Origin of the sequence: Aquimarina penaris, assembly GCF_040786285.1 — a bacterium.
Lineage (GTDB): Bacteria > Bacteroidota > Bacteroidia > Flavobacteriales > Flavobacteriaceae > Aquimarina.
Genome location: NZ_JBFMKQ010000004.1, coordinates 220,252 through 234,282 on the forward strand (window position 1 = coordinate 220,252; position 14,031 = coordinate 234,282).

At 34.7% G+C, this 14,031-nt stretch carries 7 protein-coding genes; 3 read left to right on the plus strand and 4 right to left on the minus strand.

Going from position 1 to position 14,031, the window contains the following annotated elements:
* Position 1: 1 nt before the first annotated feature.
* The gene (locus ABW637_RS17945; protein WP_367586104.1) at positions 2–1,147 is read left to right on the plus strand and encodes a glycoside hydrolase family 26 protein; all 1,146 of its coding nucleotides are present in this window, start codon (positions 2–4) and stop codon (positions 1,145–1,147) included.
* Between the two features lie 12 nt (positions 1,148–1,159).
* Entirely contained in the window at positions 1,160–2,200 is a 1,041-nt protein-coding gene (locus ABW637_RS17950; RefSeq protein WP_367586105.1) for an aldose epimerase family protein, read from the plus strand.
* 356 nt (positions 2,201–2,556) lie between these two features.
* On the opposite strand, the gene ABW637_RS17955 is transcribed toward ABW637_RS17950, so the two are convergent.
* Positions 2,557–3,594, minus strand: a complete 1,038-nt coding sequence (locus tag ABW637_RS17955) for a LacI family DNA-binding transcriptional regulator (protein ID WP_367586106.1) — start codon at positions 3,592–3,594, stop codon at positions 2,557–2,559.
* A gap of 161 nt (positions 3,595–3,755) precedes the next feature.
* Positions 3,756–4,805, minus strand: a complete 1,050-nt coding sequence (locus tag ABW637_RS17960) for a hypothetical protein (RefSeq protein WP_367586107.1) — start codon at positions 4,803–4,805, stop codon at positions 3,756–3,758.
* Between the two features lie 251 nt (positions 4,806–5,056).
* Between ABW637_RS17960 and ABW637_RS17965 the strand changes: the two genes are divergently transcribed.
* The gene (locus ABW637_RS17965) at positions 5,057–6,490 is read left to right on the plus strand and encodes a hypothetical protein (protein ID WP_367586108.1); all 1,434 of its coding nucleotides are present in this window, start codon (positions 5,057–5,059) and stop codon (positions 6,488–6,490) included.
* Positions 6,491–6,636: 146 nt separating this feature from the next.
* On the opposite strand, the gene ABW637_RS17970 is transcribed toward ABW637_RS17965, so the two are convergent.
* Together ABW637_RS17970 and ABW637_RS17975 are read right to left on the minus strand one after the other, a co-directional pair.
* Positions 6,637–10,683 (minus strand): T9SS type A sorting domain-containing protein, encoded by a 4,047-nt coding sequence (locus ABW637_RS17970; protein WP_367586109.1) that lies wholly within the window; start codon positions 10,681–10,683, stop codon positions 6,637–6,639.
* Between the two features lie 190 nt (positions 10,684–10,873).
* Positions 10,874–13,762 (minus strand): helix-turn-helix and ligand-binding sensor domain-containing protein, encoded by a 2,889-nt coding sequence (locus tag ABW637_RS17975; protein WP_367586110.1) that lies wholly within the window; start codon positions 13,760–13,762, stop codon positions 10,874–10,876.
* Between the last annotated feature and the right edge of the window lie 269 nt (positions 13,763–14,031).

A 14,031-nucleotide genomic window follows, 5' to 3' on the forward strand; every position in this document is an offset into this window, starting at 1 on the left:
TATGTATAAAAAAGTAATCGTGGTGTTAAGTGTTTTAAGCATTTTAGGATGCAAGAATGAATCACAACCGAAAGTAACCTCAGAAGAGGTTAATGAAGACAAGATAGAAACGCCTAAAAGAAAACTAGCTAAATTCGAACCTAAAGAAGGAGAAGTACTGCTTTTTGTAGGTCAAGAGTTAGAAGCCGTAGGAGGATTAGAAAAATATAATGACGGGTATCTTGATCATTTTGATACTCCAGCAGGTTGGACCACCTATACTAATATTAACCCTGGAGAAAATTCTTTCGGAAGAATACAGGAAGGTTTAGATGGTTTATGGGAAACCCACGATTGGGGAGATCATGATTATAATGCAACCTTGCAATTAAATGATCCTGATTATGCAAATATGGCTTTAGCAATAGGGCTTCAGTTTGTAAATCACGAAGAAAAAGTTGCCGACGGGACTCATGACAAATACATCAGTAAACTAGGAGATTTTTTATTATCTTTAGGTAAAAGGCCAGTGTTTTTGCGTATTGCCTATGAGTTTGATGGAGATCCTTGGAATCATTATGATCAAGAAAGTACCATAAAAGCATATAAAAGAATGGTGGATATGCTAAGAGCCCAAGGAGTAACCAATACGGCATATGTATGGCAATCTACAGGGTTTATGTCTCCCGAAGATGGGCAATTAGAAGCTTGGTACCCAGGTGATGATTATGTAGACTGGTTAGGTTTTTCATTTTTTAACCGTTGGGAAGATCAAAAAATGATCGAATTTGCGCGAAAAAAAGGAAAACCTGTATTTATAGCTGAAGCATCTCCAACAATTTCTGATGTCGATGCAAAAACAACAGGCAACACAATTGAAACACAATTAAGTAATCCCCAGCAAGCTGAAGAGGCTTGGCAAAAATGGTTTATCCCATTCTTTAAAACTATTGATGAAAATCCAGATGTAGTAAAAGCTGTGCATTATATAAATTGCCATTGGGATTCTCATCGCATGTGGTTTGATAATCCGACCTTTAAGAAAATTGATGCAAGATTACAGCTTAGTGATTCGATAAGTAAACGTTGGAAAACAATTACATCTGATCCAAAATATATTAAATCATCTCCTGGATTATACGATAAACTTTGGAATGATGTTCAATAAACAAGCCCGAAATTGAAGACAAAAAAGAGAAATATAAAACAAAAATCATCTGGTTTTCATAACCAAAATGAACTCTTGATTTTATCGTTGAAGAATGATAATGGAATGCGATTACGCATTACCAATTTTGCAGCTACCATAATGAGTCTAGAAGTTCCTGATGCCAATGGAAAATTAGTTAATGTTGTTGTTGGTTTTGATTCTTTACAGGATTATATCGAAAAATCGAAAAACAAAGTATCAAGATTTCTTGGTGCTTCTATAGGTAGATATGCGGGTAGGATTTTTAATAAAAAAATAACGGTTAATGATATTGATTATCCACTGTATCACGAAGATGGAATCCATTTGCATGGTGGTAGGCATGGTTTTGATGAACGAGTTTGGGACGTCGATTATATTGATGAAGATGAAATGTCGATCTCTCTTTCGTATCTAAGCGAACATCTAGAAGAAGGGTATCCTGGAAACCTTAGAGTAAAAGTGACATATCAATTGACCAATGATAATGAATTAAAGATTACGTATCAGGCAATTTCTGATCAGGATACGGTTATAAACCTTACAAATCATGCATATTATAATCTAAATGGAACAAATACGATTACTGATCACATCCTACAATTAAATTGCTCTAATTACCTGGAAGTAGATCATAAACAACAACCAACAGGAGTTATAAAATCTGTTTTGGGAACTAAATATGATTTTCTTACTTCACAGAAACTAGATAAGCTTGAAGAGAAAGGAAGTATAGATGATACCTTTATTTTTGATATAGAAAAAGAAGCGAAAGTTAGTATTTGTGCTAAAGAAAGTGGTATTAAAATGGAAGTCTATACGAATCAACCTGCAGTAGTAATTTATACACAAGAAAAGTTTCCGGATTGGGATTTTAGGAAGGGAGTAAAGTATGGTAAGTTTCCGGCAATCTGTTTTGAAACCCAAAACTATCCAGATGCTCCAAATCATACCAATTTCCCATCTGCCTTATTAAAAGCAGGAGAATATTATAAGAACCGAAGTGTTTTCAAATTTAGTATACAGCATTAGGAAAAAACCTCTACATAAGACATATTCAATAACTCATTGTGCATTTAGATATTTTTTAGCCAAACTCCGTCAATTCGAGTGCTTCGACTTTAGGAGAAGTGTATCGAGAATAGGATTATTGGTTAAAAAAAGCTATTCTCGATACATTTTGTCTTCATTTCATTACGCAAAATACTCGAATTGACGCTTTTTTTGTAATGATTTTCCTAAATGCATAACGGGTATTCAATACTATGAATGTACATTGGCAGGAGCTCTTTACATTTTTAAAAATAGCTCTCGCAGGGGTGCAGGAACTCTTTATATTTTTAAAAATAACTCTCGCAGGGGTAATGAAGTTTTATTATATACGATATTTAATAAGGAAGAGGTTTTGTAGTTTCGCGCTCAATGAGGTTAGTTTTTATCACTTTTGTAGTGTGCGAAGTTTCAGAATTTTCATTTTCTAATTTCTCAATGAGCATCTTTGTTGCCGTTTCACCCAAATAAATCCCATGTTGACTTATAGTGGTAATGGATGGAGTAACATGCCTAGGTAATACTCCATTGGTAAAGCCAATAATAGAAATATCTTCAGGAACTTTATATCCTTTTGATTTAACCATTCTTAATGTGCTCACAGCAGAATCCTCTTCTAGGCAAAGCATAGCATCAACCTTTTTATTAGAACCAAGTAGAATTTTTAGTAATGTATCAATATCATTAAACTCATCTACCTTCAGAACTAATGACTCATCAATAGGAATATTAGCTTCTGTTAGGGCTTTTTTATAGCCCTCTAATCTTAATTTTCCAACACTTAGATTATGAATGGTGGATACAAGGGCTATATTTTTACATCCTGTTTCAATAAAATGATTGGTCGCATTATAGGCGCCTTCTTTATCATTTACAATAACTTTGTCGCATTCTATTTCATCGGTTACACGATCAAACATTACCACAGGAATTCCTTGATTAATCGTATTCTGGAAATGACTAAAATTTTGTTTTACTTGTGTTTCTTCTGCAATAGATAAAATAAAACCATCTAAAGCAGAGTTTTTAAGAAGCTCCATAGCACTAACTTCTTTCTCATAAGACTCATTTGAGATACAAGTAATAAGATTATATCCTTTTTCGGTTGCCGTTTTTTCGATACCAACAAATACTTTAGTAAAAAAGTGATTTAGGATATTGGGTATAATAACCCCTATTGTTTTAGTTTTTTTATTCTGTAGATTTAATGCTATACTATTGGGTTTGTAATGGTGTTCTTTTGCATACTCCTGAATTTTAGCCTTGGTTTTTGTACTGATCTCATAGCTGTCATTCAAAGCTTTGGATACAGTAGCAATAGAGACATTAAACTCATTAGCTATATCTTTTAATGTTATTCTTTTCTTTTTGGTCATTGTACAAATTATATGCCTTCAATTTATAAGAAAGATTCTATAAATTTCAATAAAATTATAAAAAGAAATAAGGGTTTGGTGATTTTATGACCAAACCCTTATCCTCTACTTAGGGCAATACTACACAACTAAAGGTTGTGAATAATTAATAATGGGGCTTCCTAATTGTTTGAGTCATATCTTTTAGATGCAGCGTTTACACCAGGTTGCCATGTTCTGGTAAAGTTTGCCATATTATCTTGAACCAACTGAGGTAAGTCTCCTGCATATTTATCTAATGCACCATCACCTAGATATAATCCAACGTATGCCAATACATCGTCTGTTGCAAGTCCACCATTAATGGTAAAGATAGGCTCAAGATTTAATACTTGACGAGGATCAGAACCTTTAGCCATGCTCGCTTCATTTCTTGTTAAAATACCATCATTATTAGTGTCCAATAAATCTGTAAATTCAATAGCAAATTGATCACCGGTTTTACCGTTGATATTAATACCTATAAGCAAAGCTTTCATATATATAAGGAAATCACTTTTAGTCATGGTTGGGTTGATAGAAGGAACATTTCCTTGATAACCACACTGTGCAATGAATTGATCACTAATATTAATACCCAAATTTCTTTCAATATCTAAAACAGCTTCTTTTGTATTACAAGGGTTACTAACTACACCTTTAGAACTTACAAATAAACCGTCACTATTCATACATCCACTTCCGTTGGCAACTACTGTCACGCAGGTTAAATTATCAGGGTTATAGTTATACTCTCCACAGGGTGTTCCACCACCACCGTTTCCGCCGCCGTTTCCATCGCCACCACCATTACCATCACCGCCGCCGTTTCCATCTTCATTACAACCTCCTGCTTGCGCTTGGTTTGCATCTGTCCAGCATTGACCACAAGCCGAATATGGGTGAGAAGATGGGCAATCGTTGTTTTGGTTGCCACCATTATCTCCGCCACCGTTATCTCCACCACCGTCACCACCTCCAGTGTCGGTACAACCACCAGATTGCGCTTGATTTGCGTCTACCCAACATGCTCCACATGCTTCATAAGGATGTGAACTAGGGCAGCTTGCTTTACCATTGGCATCAATAATTTTTGATACTGAAGCATCTGAATCGAATCCATCACTTTCACAAGAGACTGTTACTGCTAACAGTAACATTGAGAAAATAGCTAAGTTAAATACGTGTTTCATTTCTTACAATTTTAATGTTTACTTAAATTTTTTAGTGCTTACATAAAGTAATATTGGTTAGGACTTTATGTTCAAATTTTACGAACTCAATCGTTTGAGCTAATTTCGGTAAAAAACATATTTCTGTACTGGTAAATAATACTTCAATAGTTCCTGACTCATACACTTTTACCACGCATTTTGTGCTAAATGCAATTATAGCGCTGTTTTTTTAAATAAAAATCTGTTTTTTTGCTAAAAAAATAGGATTAATGAGATTGTGTTCGAAATACTTTGGTTTAGCGTTAATTTTTTTGTTTTTAGTTAGTTGTAACCCCGAAACTAACGCAAAAAAGACAGCAATAGTACAATTAGAAAAGAATAGTTTTATAAGTAGTGGAGGAAAAGTTAATGGAAAACTACTTTGTCCAACAGCTGTGAATGATGTGATTATTAAGCTAGATAGTTTGAGTCTTTCACCAAAAGAGGGATATCCAAAAATGACTATTAATGGTATTCAGGATTTCATTCAAAAGAATAATATCAATAGTATTGTAGAATTATTAAATAAGCTGCCCGACCACTATAAAAATAATTTTTCTCTAGTAGAACATACAAAAGGAGAAGGGCAGTCGAACTTAAGATTTCCTAGAATTGTCTTATTTGGACCCGATGGTGTTTTCTTAATGAATATTAGTACAAAACCTGATGATCCAAAACATGATTTATTGGATTGTGCAGAATTGAATGAAGAAAGTGGCATATGGGAGTTTTCGCAATTTGATTTTACAGAGAAGAAACCAAAACTGCATAGAAATCCTGAATCTTGTATACGATGCCATGGGGATAAACCAAGGCCCGTTTGGGGTACCAATATGGATTGGCCAGGGGTTTTTGGAGATAATGAAGCTGCAGGACCTAATGGAGAAGCATTATCCTATAAACATGTGTTAAGAATGAGAGAAATCATTAAAGGGGAAACATTTTCTGATCGATTTGATTTTTTAAAGTGGTCAGATCAAAAACTTAGCTCGGGTGGAATTCGACGTATAGCTGATAATGTTTTTGGGGCAGAATTGTTAGTTTCTAATTTGGCAATGGGTACTGCAACTGCCAGAGGTGTGTTTGTTAGGATGAAAAAAGAGCAACCTAAGAAATATAAAGCGCTTAGAGAAGCATTATTATTATTAGGGTATGAATATATGGTAAATGGAATTTTAAGTGATCTGGAAAAGCGAAATATAGAAGAACTTGTTAAGAGTTATGGAGGATCAGGGGGAAATATAGATGACCTGTTATTCGTTTTAGGAATCGATGCCAAGGAATCATTTTCATTAAGTACTCTTGCTAAAGAGGAAAAACCGAAAACTAATTGGAGTTTAGGAGCAGGGGATCTATATGAGCAGGTTTTATTGCAAGTGCTTTATGATGTGGCTAAAGATGACCAGGATTTAAACCAGATATTACTTTCGGTTCCTAATACCCCGGGGATTTTTGGGTGTGAAGATTTAGGAAAAAATATAAAAGAGGTAATCGATTTTAAAATGTTACATATGCATGGCCTTCTGGGTCGTGCAAGATATGAGGTGAATAAAGTGTACTATCCTCAGGATGTAGAAAATATAAAAGCAAAAGTTTTTATACCTATTTATGAAAAATTAGCACCCTATCTAAAGAAGAAAATTGAAGCTAGTCAAGTATTATGAGAGTTAACTAATACAATATCGATATTAAAAAGGGGTTGATTCTAAGAATCGACCCCTTTTCGGTTAAAAGCAATTAAATTAGAAATTATTCTTCTTAAATTTAATTTTAGTTAAGTTGAGTTTGTGTGAAGAATAATACCACTTCTCTAATTTATTATTAATGATTTAGTGGTTTTAGTTTTGTTTGTATTAAGAATAGTAATTAAGTACATTCCTTTTTCTACATCATTCAGATTTATTCTTATTTCATGATCTGATGGTTGTGCTATTATGGTCTTAATGGTTCTGCCATTTAGATCACTAATTAATATCTTTCCGATGGTTTTACTTCTTACCACAAATATCCCTTCAGATGGATTTGGAAATATTGATGTTTTAGGCTCTACAGTTTTGGCTAATAGACGATTTGACGATAATCGAGATTGTAATAACTGGCTATTAAGACTGCTACTGCCATGTAGCCATATTGATTTATCAATTTCTGACTTCCAGTTATTGGCAATAGTTGAATTTACCTGAACTCCGGCACGACCCCAATATCCGTTGGCTCTGTTTCCTTGTCCGAATAATGCAGTATCATCTTCCCAGTTGGCATTGATATAATGTACTTGTCGTATGATATCTTTATTATCATAAATATACTCGAAGAAAGGAGCAAACCATTCATTCCAAAGTCCATTTGCTGATTTATTTACACAACCTTGTGCTGCATTACCATCCCATACGTTAGAGATGTTGCAATCTCCCAGGTTAATTAAATCATATCCTTGCGGAGTTGATTCGGCAATGTATACAGGTTTGTTTTTGCTTCTTGCAAACGTAAGAACCTCATTAGCTTTTTCTCTTTGCGTAGGAATTCCTGGTAATACCGATGTGGTTTCATCGGGTGTTATAAACCATGATAGTCCCATCCAATCTACATAATCATCACCAGGATACCAGCTTTCGATATTTCCAAAGTTACCTTCTCCAAATTGTATGTCAAGCACATCATCAATAGGTGAAGAGCTGGATTGCCATACATAAGCGACATTGGTAACACCTTCAGAACGCATAATATCGACTACGCGCTTATAAGCGTTGATATAGTTGGCTCTGTTTTCGTAGCCTACATTCCAGTTGCCATCAAATTCGTAGCCTATTCTTAAATATATCGCCCGATCACCATATCTTTTGCAAAATGAAGCTAATCTTTTAATTTCGTTATCCCATTGCCCTTGACTTACTTGGGCTAAACACCCCTGGCACCAGTAATTGATTCCGTTTGCGGTTGCTTCTCCTTCGGTCATACTTAATCCGATCGATAAACTCGAATTTGGATAGGCGAAAACAGAGCTACGGGCATTTAAGGGCCCTGCTCCCCAATCCACATCTATGGATGTACCATTTCCGTTCGTGGCTACTCCTCCGTTAGCTGTTTCTCCCAATGCCCCGTATTGAGGAAATTGCGAATCTAGTAAACTATAGAAAGAGATATATGTTTTAGTTCCTCCCATTTGAGGAAATCCTTTGCCTTGTACACCACCATCATTATAATCTTTTACAGTTTTAAGGTCTTGGCCTATGGTAAGCAGGATTTTGTCATTTGGGGGAAGTAACTTAGCACTTAAGCCACTTGTATTGCAAGGTTGGCAACTACCTCCACAATCTACTCCCGTTTCGTCTCCATTCTGGATTCCGTCATTGCATGTAGGATCAACAGGACAAGGCTCACAACTACCACCACAATCAATACCCGTTTCATCTCCATTTTGGACACCATCGTTACAGGTTAGAGTGGTTCCGCTTTCAAAAATTCGAACATTTCGAAAACTACTTGTGTTACCAGACCCACTATCAAAATCATTAACCAATACAAGGTACATTTCGTTACCAGTATAATAATCTCCTACAGGAATACTAAAAGATACATATCCACCTGCAGTGTAGTCAAAATCACGATTCCCCCAGTTTTGTGTTCCGTATAACTGAAAAATCTGAGAAGAAGACAATGACTCGTTACTATCAAAACCTATCCCGTGTATTTCACCTTGTGATGTGCTTTGAAATTCAAATTCTAATACTGTATTGGCAGTAATAGTATATTTTGTGTTGGTTCTTCTCCATGTATTGTCGGTTAATGCGGCTGTAAACCCGGCATCTTGGATAGTAATATTAGCAGCAGTATCCTGATTAGAAAATGAAGAAGTTCCCACTTGATTAAAGTTTATACAATCTGAACATCCTCCGCCACTACCAGCAGCAATAGTTACTGCTCCAAGATTTTGTGGACATTCATTATTACCCCATCTGGTATATACTTGATAAGTGCCAGGGGCTAGATTTGAAACTGTAGTAGATCCACTGTTGTCAGGAACATTGTAAGGATAACTAGAGCCACCATTTAGGCTAAATTCAATATTTGTTCTACCTGAAGTGTTAGAAAAACTAAATGTAATGCTTCCATCATTTAACCCTTGTGAGCTTTCATCAGTTTTGCTTACTGTGGCATTAGGAATATCAGATCCTGTACAGGGTTCATTACCGCCATCATTTTCACTTATAAAATTGAGGTAATCTACATTTAATGCAACATCTCCACTATTGTTTACTACCTGGAAAGATGCTCCTGCGGGTACGACCACATTTAATGTAACCACAGTATAAGACCCAACCCAGGCTCCGTTAGAAGTAAAATTAAGATCTCCTTGATCTTGTCCATTCACTTTTATTGAAATCTTTCCCGTGTTTTGTGAAGCATAGATAAATTCTACTTTATCTGCTTTTGGAGCATTTGATATGGTAAATCCATTTCCGTTACCATCAAGATACGCAACACCTTGGCCATTACTTGCAGATCCATCATTATAATATTGCGCTTGCCCTGTTAGGTTTCCTGTTTCGGCTTCTATTTTTGTAATTGTATTTCCTCCGCCGGGATTACATGGAGCACAACTACCGCCACAATCAATACCAGTTTCATCTCCATTTTGGATACCATCATTACATGTGGGTGCAGTTTGACACGGCTGGCAACTTCCTCCACAATCTACACCGGTTTCATCTCCGTTTTGTATCCCATCATTACAAGTTGGTGCGGGTCCTGATGTAATTCCGAGATCATTTAATAGATTTGGTCCACCGTGTAGAAAATTACCATTGTTAATATAGTTGTTCCAGTTTGTTGAAATGGTATTGTTTGCTTCAATTCTGGTATCACCCCAAAAACCGTTATTGGCATCTGGCCATTTCCATTGTGGTTGGGATTGCCAGTCTGCATTAATGTAGGCCACTGCTCTTATTACATCTCTATTGTCATCTACGAATGGAATAAGCTGATCTCTGAAGAATTGATTCCAAATTCCTTGTCCTCCTAGTTGTTGTGGAGATCCAGGATTATCGAATGGATGAAATGTTCCTTGATCAAATTCATGATATTGTGCCGATACTTCGGCCATCATAATGGGTTTATTTCGGGTTCTGGAGAAGTTTAGAATATAGTCTAGATTGTCGCCATTAAAGTTTTCATCAAAAAAGAAAAACGACAGGCCTACGTAATCTACATATTGATCTCCGGGATAGTAACTATCAATACCATTTTCTGGTGTAGCGCCCCAAGTGGCAGATTGCCATACATAGGCAACATTAGTCACTTGTTTTTGATTTAAATAATTTACAATATATCGATATGCCGCTTGATATTTACCAGGGTTATAATTATTCCAAGGCCCATCGAATTCATATCCTATTCTTAAATAAATAGGTCTGGGGGCATTTCTTTTGGCAAAAGCAGCAAATTTATCTAGCTCGTCATTATGTTGCCCATTTACAATTTCGGTTAATCCATTGGGATGATCTTCTCCTTGACCGTCATTTTCTTCAACCATCCACAATCCTATAGCCAGAGCTGAGTTTGGATATCGATCTAATGCGGCTTGTGAACCGATATCGCCTGCGCCATAGTTTGTAATGCTATTTAATCCAGCCATAGTATAGACATCTGTGTACATCGTTACTCCGGCGGGTGTGGGGAAACGCCCGCTATTTACATAACCTGCTACTGAGCCTAAATCCTGACCTATGATTACCATAGTCTTACCATTTATAGGCGCAAACTTACCGGGTATTGTATTTTGTGAAAAAGAAGAAAAGCATCCTATCCATAATATATGGATAAATAAAAATATGCTTTTTGTTGTATTGGAAATTAACATGATTAGTGATTTTTAAATTACCAATTACTTAGATGTAATTGATATGTATTTTAATTACTAATTCAAAGTTAAGAGGGTGTTTTATAAAGATGATATAATCGGGGTACTTTTAAAATACTGAAACACTACAGTTTTACTACGCAAAGTATATTTTGGCGAATAGATTCCTATATTTTAAACCAAAAAAAGCCTAAAACCGAATGATAAAATCTGTGAGATTGACCGAGGTGTCAAGATTCATTTTCTTCCTAATTCTGAAGCGCAAAGATTCTACTCCTCGATATGAAATACCCATTAAAGGGGCAATTTCTTTACTAGACAGGTTTAATTTTAGGTAAGCACATAGTCTTATTTCTCTAGGGCTTAGATCTGGATACCTATCTTTTAAGCGTTCTAATGAGTTGTCATGAATCTGATTGAAATGAGTTTCAAAATGTTTCCAATTACTCTCACCTTCTATTTGATTTTCTAATAATTTTATGGTGTCCCGAAGTTGTTTTCTAATCTTTCCTTCAGACTCATTATAAATTTCGTTTAAAGATTTTTTTAATTGTAATAACTGATTATCTATTTGTACCGTTTGCATTGCCGATGATGCAAGTTCTTTATTTCTAGATTCGAGGTCTTCTTTTAGAGTTTTATTGTCTTTTTTTATCTTCTCATTTTTGGCTTTAAGCCTTTTTTCCTCAAATTTTACTTTTTGTAATTCGATTTCTCTTTTGTGTGCAATTTTAAGTTTTTCTATTCCTTTTTTACGCTGTTCGTTTTTTATCCATATAAATGTGTAAATCGCAAGAATTAATAGAATGCTATAAACGATAAACATGGGTATGGATTTATACCATGGGGGCTTGATTTGAAATTTGAAAGAAGTTTCATTTCCAATTTTATTATATACATTTTTTGCTCTAACCTTAAATATGTATTCTCCAGAAGGTAGAAAATTGTACTCTTTTTGTGTTTCGTTGTTCCAGTCAGACCAATCTTCATCCAAGCCATCCAGATAGGTTTGATAGGTTATAGAACCAGGGTGTTCGAAAAACGGAGCTACAAATGAAAAATTTAATTTGTTTAAATTAAAAGGGATAGGTACTGATATAGAATCTTTTCTTATACCCGTTACATAATCCTCTACATTACCATATACAATAGAATCTTTGATTTTTACATTTCTAAGTAATGTACCCAGTTCTTTATTATAGTTTAGATTAGAGTCTTCGTGATAAATGATTAAGCCATTTTTGGAAGTGAAACCCAGGTCTCCATTATCAAATGATATAAACTTTTCGAAAGCTGGAATAAGTTGTGTTTTTAATCTTTGAAAAGGAACACGTTCTATAGTATGATCCCCATTCGGTGAAAAATCTATAATCCCGATATCATCGTTTCTATCGTACCCTTGGATAAAGAGTACTTTGTTTTCTGAAATACCAGTTAACCTTCGGACTAAATTGTGATTTGTTAATATGCTTGTATATTTACTATTAACCACCATCGAATCCGTTTTCTTATCATAATTATAAACTCCTAATTGTGTACCGAATAATTGAGAGTCATTGGTGTCTAGTAAACTAATGAATAAGTTACTCGGAAATCCTTTTTGTTGATCATATAATGTGCTTTTTATAACTTTGGTATAGCCAGGGTCTAATTGTAATTGAAAAACACCTTTGTACCCATGCGATACCCACAAGGTGTTGTTTTTATCAAAGACGACTTCTCTGGCAGTTTCATGAAAACCTTCAATTTTATTTTTTAATTCCCAAATCCCATTTATCTTTTCGTATACAATCAATCCGTTATAAGTTCCTTGAATAATTAGATTTTTGGTATTGGGTACACGCACAAAATTCCATCCACCCTTAATTTCACTAATCGGTTCTATTTTATTGTTTTGAAGAATAAAAGATCCATTGTGAGCTCCAATAAACAAGGTGTCGTCAATCACCGTTAGATTCCATATTTGACCTTCGATTCCTGTGGCTTGTTTAAATATATCGCCATAGTAATTTTGAGGCCATTTACTATAATATAAACCATTAGATGTAGCTATATATAAGGTGTCATTATGTTTTTTTACATCGTAAGTTGTACCGTATATCCCATCTTTTTCTGATAAGGTATAAAATGGAGATTTTAATTCTGCATAACTAATACTTCCTTCTAAAGTGATCCATAAATTTTCGGATCTGTCTATAAATAAATCCAGGATATTATTGCTAAGAAGTTCATTATCACGATTTAGTTTTTGTAATAGATTTCCATTCTTATCTGAAAAAAGCACACCATTGTTTGTGGTTCCAATACAATATATTCCATTACTTAGAAGAATTCCGGATGATACATTAATGTTTGAAAAGTCGAAAAGCTCATTATTCCCCCATGATTTTAATACTCCATCTTTTATTAGGTGGATTCCATTTTTGGAGGTAACAATTAACAAGGATTTTCTACCGTATGGGAGTATTCGTTCAACTGCATAATTCGAAAGTTCGTTGGAAGTATAAAGGAGTTCAATTTGATCATCGACCAGAGTATGTATGGCGTTTGAATTATCTACAAAATAAAGAGTATTATTAATTTTCGAAGCATGTTTGATTCCATTGTTATGCGCAATACATTGAATTTTATTTTCTAAAATATTGTATTTTATAAGCTGCTCATTTGTACAGAAATATATGTTATTCCCAACTTCAAAAATCTCCCATACCTGTGAGAAATGCGTACAATTATCAGTTAATAAGTCATTTAATGAAACATAGTATATTTGGTCAAAGGTATTTTTTGTGGTGAAGCCAATTTCATTATTACTACCAATATATACTCTGGATCCGTAGGATAATAATGAGCTAATTGGAGATCGGTTTTTTGGCTGTAAAAGGATATTCCAGTCTTTGCCTGTGAATTCTAGTAGTCCATATTCATTTGCAAAATATAGTATTCCGTCTGTGCCTTGAGTAATATCAAAAGTTTTTGGAGCTGCTTTGCCAATAGTAGTGTTAGCATAATTTCTCACTTCCGAAACCTTCTTCCATTTTTTTTGTGCGTTAGCATGTAAAATGGAAAACAGTGACAGCATGATAAAGACTGTACTGTGTTTTACTATTATTTTGGGTAGTGACGAATGCATTTTGTTGTTTTACAACGGTTCTCTTTTTGTTAAAAATATGTCAAATTAATAAATAATCACTAAAGAGGAAAGAATTCTTACTCCTGGGCTTATCTAAACAAGAAGTAAAGTATTGCTGGACAATGAAGTATTTAAAAAATAATGGGTTCTACAGTAGAAAAGTCTAAACACGAAAACGTTTGAGTGATTTGTAGGAATAGAGGTTGTTATTCGCACGT

Coding starts and splice junctions, on each gene's coding strand:
- ABW637_RS17945 (WP_367586104.1), top strand. CDS start 2: ATGTATAAAAAAGTAATCGTGGTGTTAAGTGTTTTAAGCATTTTAGGA.
- ABW637_RS17955 (WP_367586106.1), bottom strand. CDS start 3,594: ATGACCAAAAAGAAAAGAATAACATTAAAAGATATAGCTAATGAGTTT.
- ABW637_RS17960 (WP_367586107.1), bottom strand. CDS start 4,805: ATGAAACACGTATTTAACTTAGCTATTTTCTCAATGTTACTGTTAGCA.
- ABW637_RS17965 (WP_367586108.1), top strand. CDS start 5,057: ATGAGATTGTGTTCGAAATACTTTGGTTTAGCGTTAATTTTTTTGTTT.
- ABW637_RS17970 (WP_367586109.1), bottom strand. CDS start 10,683: ATGTTAATTTCCAATACAACAAAAAGCATATTTTTATTTATCCATATA.
- ABW637_RS17975 (WP_367586110.1), bottom strand. CDS start 13,762: ATGCTGTCACTGTTTTCCATTTTACATGCTAACGCACAAAAAAAATGG.